The 17153-nt window shown below is 35.7% G+C and carries 13 protein-coding genes and 2 pseudogenes; 8 read left to right on the forward strand and 7 right to left on the reverse strand.

All coding sequences use genetic code 11. The annotated features are described in order from the left end of the window. Window positions 1-49 precede the first annotated feature (49 nt). Entirely contained in the window at window positions 50-1042 is a 993-nt protein-coding gene (gene sbnA, locus ABHN01_RS10730; RefSeq protein WP_429875544.1) for a 2,3-diaminopropionate biosynthesis protein SbnA, read from the forward strand. Window positions 1043-1386: 344 nt separating this feature from the next. Further along, entirely contained in the window at window positions 1387-1767 is a 381-nt protein-coding gene (locus ABHN01_RS10735; RefSeq protein ID WP_429875545.1) for a hypothetical protein, read from the forward strand. A 75-nt stretch (window positions 1768-1842) separates the two neighbouring features. Here the strand turns inward: ABHN01_RS10735 and ABHN01_RS10740 are convergent, their stop codons facing one another. Together ABHN01_RS10740 and ABHN01_RS10745 are read right to left on the reverse strand one after the other, a co-directional pair. Beyond that, the gene (locus ABHN01_RS10740; protein WP_429875546.1) at window positions 1843-2331 is read right to left on the reverse strand and encodes an RNA ligase family protein; all 489 of its coding nucleotides are present in this window, start codon (window positions 2329-2331) and stop codon (window positions 1843-1845) included. After that, complete coding sequence (locus tag ABHN01_RS10745) at window positions 2280-2756, reverse strand: hypothetical protein (protein ID WP_429875547.1); 477 nt, start codon at window positions 2754-2756, stop codon at window positions 2280-2282. The genes ABHN01_RS10740 and ABHN01_RS10745 overlap by 52 nt, the downstream gene beginning before the upstream one ends. 407 nt (window positions 2757-3163) lie before the next feature. On the opposite strand from ABHN01_RS10745, the pseudogene ABHN01_RS10750 reads away from it, so the two are divergent. Next, window positions 3164-3758, forward strand: a pseudogene (locus ABHN01_RS10750) (recombinase family protein). A gap of 374 nt (window positions 3759-4132) precedes the next feature. Here ABHN01_RS10750 and ABHN01_RS10755 read toward each other — a convergent pair. Further along, window positions 4133-6040, reverse strand: a complete 1908-nt coding sequence (locus tag ABHN01_RS10755) for an AAA family ATPase (protein ID WP_429875548.1) — start codon at window positions 6038-6040, stop codon at window positions 4133-4135. 220 nt (window positions 6041-6260) lie between these two features. On the opposite strand from ABHN01_RS10755, the gene ABHN01_RS10760 reads away from it, so the two are divergent. After that, complete coding sequence (locus tag ABHN01_RS10760) at window positions 6261-7181, forward strand: hypothetical protein (protein WP_429875549.1); 921 nt, start codon at window positions 6261-6263, stop codon at window positions 7179-7181. A gap of 622 nt (window positions 7182-7803) precedes the next feature. Further along, on the forward strand, window positions 7804-8808 hold the full coding sequence (locus ABHN01_RS10765) for a hypothetical protein (protein ID WP_429875550.1): 1005 nt from the start codon (window positions 7804-7806) through the stop codon (window positions 8806-8808). Window positions 8809-8879: 71 nt separating this feature from the next. Here ABHN01_RS10765 and ABHN01_RS10770 read toward each other — a convergent pair. After that, window positions 8880-9699: pseudogene (locus tag ABHN01_RS10770) on the reverse strand (RNA ligase family protein). Window positions 9700-10033: 334 nt separating this feature from the next. Between ABHN01_RS10770 and ABHN01_RS10775 the strand changes: the two are divergent. The 3 genes from ABHN01_RS10775 to ABHN01_RS10785 all read left to right on the forward strand — a co-directional run bounded on the left by ABHN01_RS10775 (window position 10034) and on the right by ABHN01_RS10785 (window position 12589). Next, the gene (locus tag ABHN01_RS10775; RefSeq protein WP_429875551.1) at window positions 10034-10867 is read left to right on the forward strand and encodes a YkgJ family cysteine cluster protein; all 834 of its coding nucleotides are present in this window, start codon (window positions 10034-10036) and stop codon (window positions 10865-10867) included. A gap of 96 nt (window positions 10868-10963) precedes the next feature. Then, on the forward strand, window positions 10964-11497 hold the full coding sequence (locus tag ABHN01_RS10780) for a hypothetical protein (protein ID WP_429875552.1): 534 nt from the start codon (window positions 10964-10966) through the stop codon (window positions 11495-11497). Between the two features lie 168 nt (window positions 11498-11665). Next, entirely contained in the window at window positions 11666-12589 is a 924-nt protein-coding gene (locus ABHN01_RS10785) for a hypothetical protein (RefSeq protein ID WP_429875553.1), read from the forward strand. Window positions 12590-13030: 441 nt separating this feature from the next. Here ABHN01_RS10785 and ABHN01_RS10790 read toward each other — a convergent pair whose 3' ends face one another. The 3 genes from ABHN01_RS10790 to ABHN01_RS10800 form a co-directional block, all read right to left on the reverse strand. Further along, window positions 13031-13903: an SRPBCC family protein gene (locus ABHN01_RS10790; RefSeq protein WP_429875554.1), complete on the reverse strand. Its 873-nt coding sequence runs from the start codon at window positions 13901-13903 to the stop codon at window positions 13031-13033. Window positions 13904-13922: 19 nt separating this feature from the next. Continuing rightward, window positions 13923-14396, reverse strand: a complete 474-nt coding sequence (locus ABHN01_RS10795; RefSeq protein WP_429875555.1) for a MerR family transcriptional regulator — start codon at window positions 14394-14396, stop codon at window positions 13923-13925. A gap of 899 nt (window positions 14397-15295) precedes the next feature. Beyond that, window positions 15296-16981, reverse strand: coding sequence for a NucA/NucB deoxyribonuclease domain-containing protein (locus ABHN01_RS10800; protein WP_429875556.1), 1686 nt, complete (start codon window positions 16979-16981; stop codon window positions 15296-15298). Between the last annotated feature and the right edge of the window lie 172 nt (window positions 16982-17153).

Below are 17153 nucleotides of genomic sequence, written 5' to 3' on the forward strand. Positions count from 1 at the left end.
ATAATATTAATCGATACAGCTGTTACAAAAAATGTAGGAGGTCGTTCATATGATTACTACCCAGATGACAAAAACTCAACCGATACACGATTGTATTAAGGATTGTATTGGTAACACTCCTATTGTCAGGCTAAATCAGTTGTTCCCACAGGAGCATATCAATGTTAATGCCAAACTGGAGTATATGAATCCTGGAGGCAGTATGAAAGATAGACCAGCACGTTTTTTTATTGAACAAGGAATAAAAAACGGTGATATAGATGTCAATACCCACATTATCGAAAGTAGTTCAGGCAATCTCGGAATAGCTCTTGCCATGTTAGCCCGTCTTTATCACCTTTCGTTTACGTGTGTAGTCGATCCAAAAATAACAAAAACTAACTTAAAGATTCTCAAAATTTTAGGTGCGAATGTCGTAATGGTAGAGGAAAAGGATGATCAGGGGGGATACCTGAAGTCAAGAATTCAAATGGTAAAGAAACTTCTTGATGAGCTCCCGAATGGTTACTGGATTAATCAATATGCAAATGAAGACAATTGGAGAGCCCATTACTTTGGGACAGGTTCTGAAATTGCAGAACAACTAGATGAAAAAGTGGATCTATTAGTCATGCCGGTTAGTACTACAGGAAGCATTATGGGGACTAGTAGAAGACTTAAAGAAAAATTTCCTGATCTTAAAGTTATTGCTGTGGACGCGGTTGGTTCGGTTATATTCAACGCGCCTGCTGGTCCTAGGGAAATTCCTGGTTTCGGAGCCAGTCGTGTTCCTGAGATTTTAAATATCAATGAAATAGATGAAGTAATTTATGTCAATGACAAAGAATCAGTGGAAGGATGCAGGAATTTATTACTAAATGAAGGAATGTTTGCAGGCGGTTCATCAGGATCGGCAGTGGCTGCAATCAAACAACTTTTACCGACATTCGATTCATATACAAATATTGTAACGATTTTCCCTGATCGAGGAGACCGTTATATCGATACAGTTTATGATGACATATGGGTTTCAAAATTAGGCTGTATAGTTGACCGAGTATGAAGGGCAAAGCTGTTGAGAATTGTTAATTGTAAGTTGTGATAGGTGTGTATTTTTGTACAAAAGCTCAAAACGTAAGCCACAATTACTTTGTGCTGTTCGTAGTGGCTGGGTTAAAAATTTTATAAAAGCCGGTTATCCTTTACACAGGAATACCGGCTTTTTGTCATCCTTTTCACAATATTTTACTTTTTTATTTTAGTTTATTTAATTTATTAAAAATCAAAAGTAAAAGTTGACCTTCTGTTGTGCTAACACAGTAGTTAGTTAGACCAATATGTTTTAATAACTTCAATAAACAGACTCTTCATATTGGAATATACATATAACAGGAAGGAGTGTTGAAGATGAGGTGGATTTGGATCAGTATTATTACTATTATGGCTGGGCAACTTTGGGACTTTATTTGGCACTATCTATACGGGAAATCTGATTATGGTGTTCCCTTACCGCATGTATTACAATATCTTGGTTTTTTGTACGGAGTAATTGCGGCTGTACAACTTAGATTAAAAGACAAAAAAGCAAATTCCCAGCTTCTCAATGTATTGTTGGTATCAACTATCGCGGCACTCCTAGGAGCAAGTTGGGATAATTTTTATGACCATGTGAACGGTTTAGAAAAGACATTCTCACCGGCCCACATCCTTCTAAAAATAGGTTTGGCTTCTGTTATTGTTGTTAGTGGTATTATGACATTAAACCAGAACAATAATGTTCAAAGATAGATTCACCCAGGATGAATATTCCATGGGATCGGAGAGAAGAGACAGCTCAGAGAAATTCCACAAATGAAGGGATTCTCAAGTAACCAGCTTTTGTATAGTGAATTTCACCCTTGCTTTTATAGGATTGGCTGGAAAACGAACAAAATCACTGGACTCTTCATAATTAAATTTCTCGGCCATCCTATACACTGTCTGGCGTGCATGATGAGAGGCAAACTCCAAAGTTCCGGCGGGGGAACCATCCTCAAAGTTAAGCAACCAGCCAAACTCAGACCTACGGTAGCCGGTGATCAGGACGCCTTCAAAAGAATAATTGATTACCTTCAGCCAGTTTTTTGAGCGGTGGCCGGCAGTATAGGTCGAGTCTTTCCTTTTAAGATCAATGCCCTCTAAAGATTGACTGCAGCATAAAGAGAAAAGCTGCTCACTATTCAAACCTGAAAGTGACTTTACCTTTGCGATTAGAGATGAGTCATCCGGCAGCACATCAAACAGCAATAGCTTACGTTGTTCTAAAGGGCGCGAGGTAACATCCTTGCCCTTGTAATAGAGAATATCAAACACGCAGTATGTGTGATATTCCCTTTTGAACGGAAGAACCCTTGCATGCAGGATTCAAAGACCGGCTTGCCGGTCTCATCTGTAACAACAAGCTCACCATCCAAAATAGTGCCATCTGGTAACGGATAAGAAAGAAGCTCAGCAAATCGAGCAGAAATATCATTACTGTGCCGAGTGTAAAGTTTAGGTTTGTTACCTATTATTGAAAAGATTGCACGGATCCCATCGAGTTTTAACTTGGCAATGTAATTGTCATCATTAAACGGCTTCTCGATCTTATGTAGAAGCATTGGACTAACAAACATATAGAACAACTCAGATAAAGCGTACATTACTAGTTTTGTTATAGATAGCAAAAAGATACTGGGAACTGATGGAAAGAGGAGTAGAAATGTCCTAATAGGATATCGCCGAGAAGAGCAAATCATTGAGCTTTATAACCAGCGGAAAGTTTCAAAATGAAAACATACTAAACAGTGAAGTAAAATCCAAAATTCTATGCCACCTGGCTTAATCTCAGAAATCGTTCTACCTTTAGAGAAAATAGTAATAATAAATACTAAAAACGATGGTTTTTGATTAGCTAAAAGAGAGACTAAATATAGGTCTCTTTTTTTATGATATTTGTTCTCAAAATCTACTTCAAAATCAAAATCCCAAAACGTACCTTTGAAAAGCTAAATCCATACAGGTATTAGCATGAACTTAATAACCAAATATTGAGTTATAAATAAACCTTTCAGAAAAGTACACTTTTACGAACGATCTTGATAGAAGTAAGAGACAGAAAGAGCAAGAAAAGGAGGAAAAAAATGGACATTCGAAATTTGGGTACATATGCGTCAGCAGCAAAGACCAGAATGAAGATCGACAATTAGAGTCCATGAAAAAAGTGGGAATCGACGCACGAGATATTTTTATCGATAAGCAAAGTGGGAAAGATTTCGAACGTGCTCAATAAATTATTAAAACGGATTATTCGTAAAGGAGATATTCTTTACATTCATTCGCTCGATCGTTTTGGCCGGAACAAGGAAGAGATTCTTCATGAATGGAATGACATTACAAAAAATATTCAAGCAGACATCGTGGTGTTGGATATGCCTTTATTAGATACCACCCAATTTAAGGACAGCTTGGGTACCTTTATTGCCGATTTAGTTTTGCAAATTCTTTCCTGGATGGCACAAGAAGAACGGGACCGCATTCGAAAACGGCAGCGTGAAGGAATTGAGGTGGCTTTGCAGAATGGCATTGCGTTTGGGCGACCAAAGGCTAAGATGACAGAAGAGTTTAAGGAGGTATACTCTCGATGGAAATCTGGAGAGACGACAGCTGTTAAGGCCATGCAGGAAATTGGGGTAAAAAAGACTACATTTTATAAGCTGGTTAAGAAGCATGAACAAACATTACAAGAAAAGATATTATAATAGGAAGAAACATGTCAAAAAGTTCCGTGAGCCATCCCATTCAAAACCAGAAAGTTCTAATCAGTATTGATACTTTGGCTGGCCACATTCACATGTGAAAAATTGGATACAAAAAAGCCCGTGGCGTAAAGCCAGGGCTATACTATATTTCCGATTTTTATAGGGAGTTCTACATCCGTTGTTTCGGATTTAATAAATATTCATGTCCTTAATAGCATATTTGAAATTGCCCAACTCATGAGAGTACCCTGAAGAAGTCTCAGTCAAATGGATGTGCACGTTAATAATGACAGTCGCAATAAAAAACAGATACCTTCACATTGTACCCTCGCTAAATATCATGATTGGGAATTTTTTCTGCTTGTCGATGAGTTTTACTCTTCTTTTGTCACCGCAACTTCTTGTAAGTTAATACTAGTGGCATGATTTTCTTTACCAAAAAAAATCTTCTCCATAATGTTTCTCCATTGGGGTGTTATGCTGTTCCAATCCTCACCCCAATTAGATTTAATAAAAGAGAATGCCTTAAATGGTTTTTCATTTGTAGGTGCCTTATAACCTAAAATATCTTCTATACAATTTTCTAGCATTACTCTTTTAGAACGATCCCCAAGCACAATAACTATAGGTTCATTAAACTTAGAAGCGTTGGCTTTATCACTATCCATATCATGAATAACAAATGGATGAATTCCTAACGCCTTTAGGTATCTAACCAATGATATAATGGTTGCTTTACCACGTGCCTTTACTATTTCCCAATTATATAAAACTTCTTTTTTGTATTCTGACGGCATCCTAGATATTGTTTCTTTAATTACAACTTCTTCTGTGTCACCTTCAATAATCAAAACTTTTTTTGTGAAAAAGACTTTTGCAATACTATCATCTATTTTTAGTAACATCTTTAAATAGTTTTTATCCTCTTCAATCAAGTTAGTATAAACCTTTGTTACGTTAAATGGATTAGCTTCTACTTTTTTAATGCTTATTTCTTCACCATTATGTTCCAGAATATCATCTGCCAACGTTAAGCAATTTAGTACTTGAGATGATTTTTTGCTCAGATCAATCATATATGGAGAATGGGTAGTGGCAATGATTTGATTGTTAGAATCACAAGCTAAATCATAAATTGTGTCCCTCATTTGTTGTGCAGCTTTCGGATGCAAATAAATTTCTGGTTCCTCGAAAGCAATTAATAATGGTCTTATGTATTCATTCAAACCCTTTTTCTTTCTATTTTCTCTCATACTTCTGTATCTTAACATTGCGAAAATGGCGGAGCGAATTACTCCAGCACCTTGATTTTCGACTGTGGTATTAATGTTACTCCCTAATTTTATATCAAATTTGGGGGTAATTACATCACTAGCATTTGACAAATTCGCTAATGCCAAAAAAGATGTGTCAGGAAATACATCACCTACAACCCTGTTAAGATCTTTTAGCATTTTAAAAAAGTCACTGGTTTCATCGTTAGGATTTAACTCACTGGCAAGTAAGTTTAAATAATGCTGCGCTTTTTTAAAATTTTCAGAAGCATCTCTTATATCTTCAAATAAGCTATTAAGGGTTTTGATTAGCGCTCCGTTATTGCCTGAGAGTTCTTCAGTTTTAGTTCTGTCAGGAATTAATAGAAATTTTGGGAGACGAGAAATCACATTTCCTGCTATGCCTCCTGGATTCTCAAACCATATTTCCTCAGATGTATTTGTATCAAATATTTCATCGATTCCTTCATCCTCTAGATCCCTGATCATTTTTGTAACATTTTCAGTTGGTTTTTTATCTTTAAATATAGAGGTTGCAATGGATTCTTCTAATCCGGCATTTATAAAATCTTGTAATGTTTTACATTTCATATAGTTCTCTTTAAGAGTTACTTTATGTTGCTTCATTTCAATTTTACAGCTTTTGTCATCATAAGTTTTTCTATAATGAATTTCTAAACCGGTATCCTTTTCATTAGTGCTTTTATATGTAAATAGTCGTTTCGCATTAAAGCCTTTCCAATTTTTCGCTTCCTGTGGTATGTTCCTAAACACAGCAGTTAATCTTATTGTTGATGCAATCTGTTCATTATCATCATTTTTGCCTAGTATTGAAAAAAAATCATTTTTATCTACTTTTCTTTTATCATTCAACAAAAAATCTAAAGCTCTAAAAATTGTACTTTTACCTAAATTATTTGACCCTATAAGAAATGTTGCATCTGACATTATTATTTCAGTATTAAAATGCCGCCTAAAACCCTCTATTTTTAATGAATATAACTCCATATATTTAACCCCCTTTTACAGACCATTTTATAACAAATATGGTTGTTGTAGTTAAAGTTCATATAATTTCTACATATTAGGGGATATTTTTCTTTATTCTCCGCAGTGAAAAAAGAAGTGCATTAGCACTAAAAATTTTATGTTTTTTACTTTATATTCCTTTATAATAAAAATATGTTAATTATTCTATTTGTATTTTGATAGTTGGGGGGAATTATAAATGAAAATTAGTGGGGTTAAATCAATTAAAAATATTGATTTATATATCAAAGATCTTGAGGAGCATAAAGTATACTTTTTGGGATTGAAAATAGATCAAGACATTCAACCAAAATTAATAAATTTAGGTTTTGATATGGAAATAAGACGCGGCGATGCATTATTACCAGATATTAGACACGGACGTTTTTCTAAATTTAATACCTTAGGTAGTTTTAAAAAACGTAGAGACTTACCGAAAGAAGAACATTGTTATTCATTTTCAAGAGACATAAAAGATTGGCACGGAAATGATCATTATGTAATTATTACTCGTTGTGTAAAAAGAATTGCCAGAGAAGAAATACCTGCCCCAGAAGTTGAATTATTAATAGTCTGTAATGAAAGAGAGGAAAAATATCTCATAGCCAATCAGAGCATAGATCTTAAGAAAATTGATAAAGACCTTTTAAAACTTATAATAAACCTATTTCTTGAATTATTTGGCTATGTAGAGTTTCTGTATAATAATTTAACTTCTGCCGACAGTATTAGGAACATTCCATTAAGATGGGAAGTTCTTCCTCAAGGAGATTTACCTTGGGAAAAGAAAAATAAATACATTGAGGGTTTAGTTACGCTTGCGGCTAGAGGCCAAAAAAGGTTGCTTTCTGACAGATTACAGCAAGTTGAAAAACTAAAACCAAATTTTAGAGCAATGGGAATAAACGGGTATAGAGGTTATATTGTATATGGTTTTGAGAGTAAAAACATTTATATATTTGAGAGTGCTTTTTATGGAAATGCAACCTATATTATTAAAGGAGAATGGAAAGAAATTTCAAAACTCTCAAAATCTGAAATTATAAACTCAAAATTATGTAAAAAACGGTTAATCCATGATAATACCTGGGAATCCAAAATAAAAGATGAAATAATTTAATTTAAAAGAGCAGAGCAAATCCTTATGGATTTGCTCTTTTTCTTGCACTACCCTGGCATATTTAAAAAGTAGGAACTACTTCTTACTCATCAATTGAAGTTATCAGAAAAATAATACCATAAAGGTTTTATATAGATATATTGAAAGTTTGATTTTGGGCATGAGTTTTGGGGAAGGGATTCTTACTAAAAAAGAGACTTTTCACTGTATCTTTTGAGTTGTGCCAAAAACGACCGTTTAATTAAAAATGCTGATAGTATACTGTCAGCCTTTGGAGCAAGCAAGTTTGCAATTGCTAACGGAAACTGAATTTACTATGCTGGGGATCGCGTAGTCACCTAACTTTCCTATAGGGCTTTCTTTTTTGAATATGAATAATCAATTTTAAGGGGGATATCAAAAGATGGGCTTACTGAATACGGATACACTAAAAATATTAATAAATAATAGAGTACTTTTAATATCTCAAGTAGTAATAAAGTGGTGGTTCACTGAAACACGTTAAACCGGAAGTGGTTCTGATATTAGGATTTACTTTATAATAAGATATAATCAATACATCAGGAATTTGAATTTTCATAATGTATAATAATTAAAAGATATAGTATAGGCTGGTGAATGAATGAGTGTAAGACTTCAGATTTTAATAGATAAACATATTGATAGGCGGGACATTGAGGAAATTCTCTTTTCATTAGGTTATCAGAAAGAAGAAGAATACGAAAATACATATTTTTGGTATAATGATGATTTTGTATCTTTAAGAGGTTGTTGGTTTCATTTTTATCATAATTCGGAAGTTTGGTTTGAAGATGAAGAGAAAAATTTCAAGACTGTATGCGATACTTCAACCAGTGCAGGAAGAAGTTATCATGATTATCAAATGCAAATAGATACTATAAAGAAAATTGAAGAAGCTTTTGGCGGTGTTGTATATACCGATGGAGAATATGGTTATTTCGAAAATGATTTACCTAATCTTTCAAGAACAGAGATTGCATGTGGATATGCTTATATAACCTTTGAAAGAAATTTAGAGATGGTGGAACCATTAATTGAAGAAGTTGATAGTACACACCTTAGAAGATATCAGGAACTTGGAATACTTCCTTTAGGTGAAAAAGGCTTTTTAAGAAATAATATACTGATTCCTTTTTTTGTATCAATCATGGAAAGTTTTTTAAAAGAATTTCTTGATTATTATCTAAGAACTAACAAGGAAGCAGAAAATTTAATTTTTAAAAAGAAAGATAAATTACCGTATAGCGTGGTAAAGGAGTTGCTAAATGGAGAGAAAACAATAATAGATGTAGAAATGGAATCTTACTCCTTTCAAAATTTTTCTTCGGCAAATAAAGCATATTCACATTTTATCAAAATTGACCTCTTTAAAGATATTCTTACTACAAGGATGTATTTTAACGACCAGGAATACACACTTATTTCAATTTTGTCAGAATTGTTAGAAACGCGGCATACCTTAATTCACGAAGCAATACTTGATTATTCTTTAAATAAAGAACAAATGGAAAAATACCATAAATCCCTTGTGTTACTGAAAAATACTTTTAAAACCCTGTTTAAAGAAAAGAAGAACCTAAGGATAGATTTAGATAATCAGATATAAAAGGGTGCTATCTAACAACTTTTTTATTTTTAATACTTTAATAAGTATTGGGTAACATACCCAATCTTTATTTAATCAATCCAATGTTCAAAGGATGGGATTCGTAATTTACCGGTTTTCGTGAGATTCCGGTATTTAACGAGTCCTTTTATTTTTGGTCTCAGAAAGAAGTAATTTTCATTCTGGCTCGATATGTGATCCCAGTATCGTGAATACAGTTCCATTCGGTCAGCTGCTTCATGAATTCCATTAACCCTGCCGGTGACCCATCTTCAAAAGATAGAAGTATCCAAACTTCTTCTTCCGGATCCCCGTGAAATACACCGGTTCATATTGGTAGTTGATCACCTTCAGCCAGTTTTTGATCGGGTATCAGCTTGATAGAAGGATTTTGATCTCTTTAATACGATACCTTCTATCTTTTCTTTTTGACCAAGGCGAAATAGTCTGATCCTCTTCCCTCAATATGTTGAACATAAACGGCGTGAGGGTGGACCGGCAGGATTCGCTTCAGGAGTTCTTTCCGTTCGATCAGCGGCAAAAACATCACAGAATCGTGGTCATAGTAAAGGATATCAAAGGCACAAAATGTCACATGACGATTAGATCGTCTGGATTGAAATCGTTCCATCATGGCTTCAAAATCCGGGTGTGTCCTTTCCGGTCCGAAACAATGATTTCCCCATCGAGAATTGTACCGTCTGGGATATCAATCGTATGCAATTCAGGGAAGAGTGCGGTTACATCGTTATGATGTCGCGTATATAGTTTTATTTGATCGTCAATCTTTGAAACAATTAAACGGATACCATCTAACTTTAATTCTGATATGTAATCACGATTATCAAATGGTTCAATCGATTTATGCAATAACATAGGGGAAATGAACATATAAATCACCAATTGTCAGTGTAGTGTTTTATAATAGAAATGTAATTAGGTAATTGATGGAAATTCGTATGTGTTCGCAAAAGTACACTTTTAAGGACGTTTTATTTTTGAACAAAAACAAGAGTGTGTTACCACCATCTATATCAATGGACTAAAGGAAGAAGAGTAAAGATGATAATTAGTACCAAAATACCATTTCAAAGAAATTGTAGATTTTGAATTTGATTATTATTGTGCGAAGATTCAAATATGTCATTCCAAAAGATTATGCTACAATAGTTACAAGGGGATTTATATACATAATTAGAATAAAATAACAAATGGAGGTCAGGGCGTGAGAAACGAACCGTGTTGGTGTGGCAGTGGCAGAAAGCAAAAGAAGTGCCATAAGGATGTGCTGAAGGGTAGTGCGTTCGCTAATCTAGAACAGTTTTACAATGAAATGGGGGAGAAGGTTTCTGTCAACATCGGATGCCTGCCTTGTCAGAAGGGGTGCGCCCAGTGCTGTTACGATCATTTCTCCATAACGAGTACTGAATGGTACTACATCATGAGCAAGTTGTATGAGAAGTATTCAGACTCTATGGTTGAAGAGATCATCGACAGAGGCTATCAGCTATGGGTAGAATTACAGGAGAAAGATCCCAAGACTGCCGAACTTCTCCAGAAGGACTTGACCAGTAAAAAGCCTATTGAACGTAGTGACACGGCTGTACATCAATCTGTATTCAAAACCCTAATCGACAGCATGGCCGGAAGTACGCATCTGAATCACCATCCCTGCATGTTCTTAGACAAAGAAACTCAATCATGTACTATATACGATATCAGACCGACTATTTGTCGTAAATTCGGTGTCTCCTATACAGATGTCGGAGAAGAGAGGCGCTTAGAGGGCTGTGATATTATCCTTGAAGGTGCTGAAAAGTATATGGATGAAATGGTCGATCTCACAGAGTTTGACGAAGCCGACAGAGGTCTACAGCAGATATATCTAAGCAAGTATGACACTATAGTGCAGGATAGGACATATCCCTTCTTCTATTTCTGCAAAATACACAAGCGTGATCCAAAGCTGACAAAGCTTAAGATTCTTGAACTACAAAGGCATAGCCTTGAAGATGTGTTTAACTTTAAGGTGTCAAGACTAAAACCAATGGGGCTTTAATTTTTTTAGCCCTTCTTTTCCTCATCAAAAGTGTTTAACTCTGATGATTTAATAAAACTTAAAGAGTATACCTTTTATCTTTATGTTGATCCTAATTTGGATGTTGCAAAAGAGGATTTATCACAAATAGACAAACAGGTTCAGCAAGGAATAAATGAAATTAATGAAGAGCTTGAGGTAAATCCAACTGGAGTGTGGGACAAACTAAATGCTTGGTCTTTAAAGATTTTAGAGACTCCTACATCACTAAAAGAAAATAAACCCTTTATCCTTTTAACGATGAATCTTATTATTTTATTGTTTAACTTTGTCATCGTTCCAGCAGTACAAGACGAAATTAAAAACAAGGTTTTTCATGAAAACCCAACGCAGGATGTTAAAGAGATAAAGAATGATTCATCACATGAATATAGCGAAGCCACAAACTATATAAACAAAGTTCGCATAACAAATAGGGTAACTCCGGTATACCGGTCTGATAAAAGAAAAAGTGGAAAGATAGATACAATTCCTATTAAAACACCCATCATTATTGTTCATAAGAAGAAAAACTGGAGTTATGTAATGTATGTAAATCAATACAAAGAAGAAGTTACTGGCTGGGTCTTTACTGGGAACATAGAAAGATAGATATTTCTAAAAACCGATTAAAGGATTGGGGGGAACCTAATCCTATTTTTTTTTATTGATAGTGAAAAACTTAACAGTTTTTCACACTTACTTATTTATATGGTAAAATCAGGGTGTAAAATAGTGTCATAAATTAGTGACAAAAACAAAAGGGAGATAGGTAATGAAATGATAATGAGAGAAAATGCAGACTATGAATCATTGTCGTCAATTTGTGCTAAGTATTTTTCTGAAGTAATTTCTGATTTTACAAATACAGCAATCCTTTTAAATGCTAGTGAAGTTGCTATGAAAAGGTATCGGAGCGAACTCAAAGTAGTTGGATTAAGTACTATTGAAAATATTCCACAAGAACTTAGGTATCCTACAGATATTGATTATAGATTCAATAGGGAAGAACTTGTAGAAAAATATAAAGAAGATATACCAAAAAAAATAGGAAACGATTATCTTATAAGGTCAGTTTCTACAATCGATGCATTTTTAGAAGATTTGTATGAATACTTATTGAAGAAAGTTTTTAATCCTGAACTGAGTGAAAATGAAATCAAAAAGAAGGTACGTTCGGCTTGGTCAAACAATAATATGATTAACTTCTTTCTGAATGAATTTCAATTAACAAAACCTCCAAAGAAACGTTCTACTCCCGATATGGCTTTTGGTGCTTATGAGTCATGGAGAGAAATTAGACATGCATATGTACATAATAAGGGGAAACTAGGTCAGAAACATATAACTAGGTTACAAGAACTTGAACCACGGTTACCAGAAGAGAGTCACATGTCAAAGTCGCCTGTAATCAATGGAAATAGAATACAAATGAATTATTACTCAATCCTTATATTAAGATATTGGGCATACGGTTTTGTTACATATCTTGATTATTGTTTATTTTATACACTAATTATTGTTCCTTTGATACAGTTAAAGACAGAAAAAACTCTTATTGAAATAAAAACAAAGAATAAAGTTTTAAAAGGATATATTGATTCTTTGGATTTGGATAAAGAGGAGTTAGTAATTTGTAAAGATGAAGATGAAAAAGAAATTTTAAATATAAATGATGTGAGAAAAGTTACAATAAAAAATTAAGTTACTTATTGAAATGTGATTTCTAGTTTTGTATCATTATTCTGATGGTTAATATCCTTAATGGAATCATAAACCTATAGATCCTTAATAAATCTGTATTATCACTTAGTTAAGTCGGACCAAAATTCCGACCAAAATTGGACCAAAATAATTTAGAAAGATAATAAATATCTTGAAAAGCAATAAATTAAAAAAGCTGATATAACAACATTTTAGACATATTTTGAAAAGAAAAAAAAGAGAGGGATATGTTCCCCACAAAAGTTCAACTTGGAACCCAAAACTAATAAAGGTTAAATACAAAAGACCTTGGCCAATTTTAATATTCCAAGGTCTTTACAATGAAGCGATTCTTATAAGTAAGAGCAAATTATTTAATTATAAGCCCTTTGCATTTCTCGAAATAAGCTAATGAACTTATAAAAATTTAATTTATCAAGCCTATTTGTAAATCCTTTTCAAGAGCGATCCAAGCCTGTCTAAATTTTGTTCATTCCCTTCTTCGCAAATAAGTTTCAGCTTGTTATAATCTTCTTTCGATTGAAGCGTTTGCCGGAAAGTAATTACTGTCCCGCCCTCAACTTCCTCGAATGTAGCAGTCAGGATAAAGTGATGCCCGGACTCGTGTCTCAGCACAATACATTCGGGCCCAATTTCTTGAAAAACGTTTCGGTTCGGATAGTCTTCTCCATCGGGGCCATGCATTGTATACTCCCAGACTCCTCCGGGCCTTAAATCGAACGTGTGGAAAGTATTTGTAAAACCGTTAGGTCCCCACCACTGGGCAAGTAGATCCGGTTCCGTCCAAGCCCGGTAGACCAAATTCCGAGGAGCATCAAACTTACGCCGAGACACGAGTTCGAAAGTTTCTGCATTTCTTTCCCCAAGAGATTTGCCCAAAAGATCCAGCAATTCTTTAGTTCCCTGTTCACGTTGTTCAGGCGTATCATGTCCGTCGAAAAACGTTCCTTGTTCTGTAAACACCAGTTTAGTACCCTCTCTGGTCGGGATCAATTCAATGGTAGCGATAGAAACCGATATGCGGATTTCCCCTTGGTCTAGACTGTACGAATACACTAGTCGTTCATTGGGCACGATTTCCTGGTAATAAGCATCAAAGGTAAAAACAGGTCCACCTGCAGGGCCACCCTGACTAAATTCTCGACCACCTACGCGGAAGTCGAAAACCTCAGCAGGCTGATACCAGCGAGCTTTGGAGCTCTTGTTTGACCATGCCGTAAACACACGTTCAGGTGTCGCTTGATATATACGTTCTATTTGAAATGTAGCGTGAGTAGTAAATCGCTCTTTCATAACATGAATCCTCCCAAATTTAATTTTTGTTTAGAAAATTACCAAGCTGATCAAAATTTTGTTCCCAGTTCAGTCGGTGTTCAATGATATACTTTTCGTGGCTCATCTTCATTGTTTCAAGTAGTGAAATAAATTCGGCGACGGAAGTTGGCTCCTGGCAATTCATTTGCTCAGCAACTCGTTCAAGTTCAGCCAGAAGTTTCTGTTGCGTTTTAATATTTTTCCGTACCCGGTCAATTTGAATATCCACGATATCAGACGGGGTCCACGTGTCCCCCTTAAGTACCAATTGAATTTCTTCAAGCGATAAGCCAAGATCTTTTAATGATAAGATATGGTGCAGTTGTTTTATGTCGGATTCGTTATATAACCGATGACCACTATCGGAATACCCTGATGGAGAAAACAATTCAATCTGATCGTAAAATCGAAGGGTACGAACTGTAAGTCCGGTTAATTTAGCAATATCCCCTATTTTCCAATGTTGCTTCATAACCCACTCCTTTCTGTTGCGCTAGCTGTTTACCGGTATCTTTAGTATAAAACATGACGTTACGTAATGAGCAAGAGTGAAAAAAAACTTATAACAAGAATAATAGATTCATCCATTTAGATTTTTTTAGACCACTGAAACTTCCTGAGCTAATTAAAAACGGGGGAAGTGTCTTGAAAATAAGTTTAGGAGTTTTTTTTCAAATAAGAGGAGGAACCTAGTTATATAAAGAAGGCACTAGAGTAACGAAACCTATTTTAGAACAAATTTAAATCTGCACTTTCATCTAAACGTGTGCGTTAGTTGACCAAGTAATCTATTACAAAAATATTTGATTTATTATGAGGATAATTAAACTAAGCATATATCGACGTGCCGATTTCGTGCCGATTGAGTTTGAAAAACCTTAAAAAGCTTTGAAAATAGAAATTTGAAATACATTGGTATATCAACGTTTTTACAAACCTATGAAACACTATGAAAACCTCAATTAATCAAGTTCGAGATGGAAGGTTCAATCGGATAAACTCAAAAAGACCTTGGTATATAAGGATTATACCGAGGTCTTTTTTCTATTGAATTTGGGTCGTGCCGATTTCGTGCCAATTCAGATTTATTTTTATATGAGATTTTGAAGGTAAAGTAGATTGAGGAACTCAAATATCTAATCGTCGATCTCAATTAATAGGTATTATCTTTATCGTTTTTGCATTTCGCATTCTAGTTAAGAATTTTGTAGTCATTACCACTTTTATTTAAAGTAAATTTATTTGGCCTATTCACGAATAGGGCCATATAGTTGAATAATGGGAGGGGTTGTGAGAAGGAATTACCTAATACAAAAAACGAAGGCCGCTCAGTTTCAGGCAGCCTCGTTTCATATTAAAGCCTTATATATATTAAGGGATTGCATACACTTCGACGGTAAAGCTCTCTCCATCGGTGTTTTCCGGTCTGGCGATATAGAAATCTTCACTCGTTTTGATTTCTGTCTCGGATCCATCTTGTAGGTCATAGTAGATCGTTTCATCGACACCGAAGCTGATGTCTTTCATGACGTCGAATTTCACATCCTTAGGACCGTCGACGATTTTCCATTGTAACTTGGTCGCGTAAGGAGGGATGTTTCCGATTGTGAAGTTATCACTTGATCGGTTGTCCTGTCCGTCCTGAGGCTGCCCTTCCGATCGGATCGTCGCTATTTTTTCCGGCGCTTCAACCTGGACATGGAATCGGTCTCCGTCCAGGACACGGTCATACGCGTACCAGGTAGCAAGCCATGACCCTGCAGCTTGATTGGAGTCCGATGAGATGAGTCTCACTGAAAAGTTGTCCGATCCATTCGTCGCGGACCCTTCCCATGTGGAAGCGAACGGATACTCGTCACAATCCTTGCCGGTGCGATCCTCATCCTTGAAAAGGTTATCACATACCCTTCTTGTCTTGTTGCGATTTCGGTTATATTCCTCGGGATGACGTTTCGAATACATACGTTTCAGCGTGCTCTCACCGACAGCGCCAGGTATTTTCTTTTCGACCATTTGGGGTTTCGTCTGTTCCGGGTGATCCATTGCGAATTTCCAATGCTCTCCCGCTTCGGCTAACATGGAGAATTCTGGTTTCGTTATCGGAACATTCATGATCGGTGTCGCTTTGCTAAAAACCGCACCTTGCCAGAAATATTGATCTGGGAATGCGAACATGTATCTTGCTGAATCGAAACGGACGGTTTGCTTGATGCCATCGATTGTTTTAACGAATTTTCTTGGTGCATGTTTAATGGTGAGTTTTGGCCAGAAATCCATGTAACCTAGACGATCTGGGTTGAAATCGGTCGCTGGAGGTGCATCTGAGAGGAATGCTTCTGTGCTGAAGTTCGTGTTCTTCCATTGGGCGATAGTTCGTTCAGTAGATGGCTGTTCAGGATCCTCTTTACAATCACCTGGATTCACTTTTGCTTCACAAACGATATCGATTTCAAGTTTCACCCCGTTCATTGATGGATGGGTCACCATGATATCATCAATGGAGTAATAGACCCTCATTTTCCGGCTTTGATTGGAACCATACCCTATTTCAGTGAATTGGAATTGAACCCCTTCGTATGCACATATCCCTCCGAAGCATTTCACAGGGATTTGATAAGCCGCCACATGAGACCAGCAGAACGAATACCGATTCTTGATATAGCCTGTTTCCGAACCGCTATCCGGGCTGCTCCGGCATTCCTCGACCGTTTGGATGTGATCATAATCGAATTCAGGCGGTACCCATCCAACAGCAGTTTTGATAGGGGGCGGCATATCCGCATTGTAGCTCGCTTTGCTTTCTTGATCCTCCTTTCTCAATTCATCCAATGACCGGAATCCTTGTTTTTCCTGCAGCTGATCCTGCTTGTTCCCGAACTCTCCGATGGACTTTCCTTGCTTCATAAGCTCAGTTGCCTTTTTAATCTTTTCCTTGTCGTTTTGGAGCCAATATCCTCCGCCATTTAGACCAGCCTGTACTTGTGTAGGAGTAATTATTCCTGTAGCCAAAAACAACAGAAGTACAACTGAAATAAATTGTTTGTATAACCTAGACATCAAATCCCTCCCTCATTTTTTTGGTTTGGAGTATATTAGAGTTGTCTTACAACCAATGAACTATATCTACTATTGTCGACAGTATTAAATCGCTGACAGATTACTACAAGAAAATATATTTTACAATACATACCATAGAAAATAATCCCATTAACCTACATTTGTTAACAAA

This window comes from Fictibacillus sp. NRS-1165 (assembly GCF_050468105.1).
GTDB classification, from domain to species: Bacteria; Bacillota; Bacilli; order Bacillales; family Fictibacillaceae; genus Fictibacillus_C; species Fictibacillus_C terrinigri.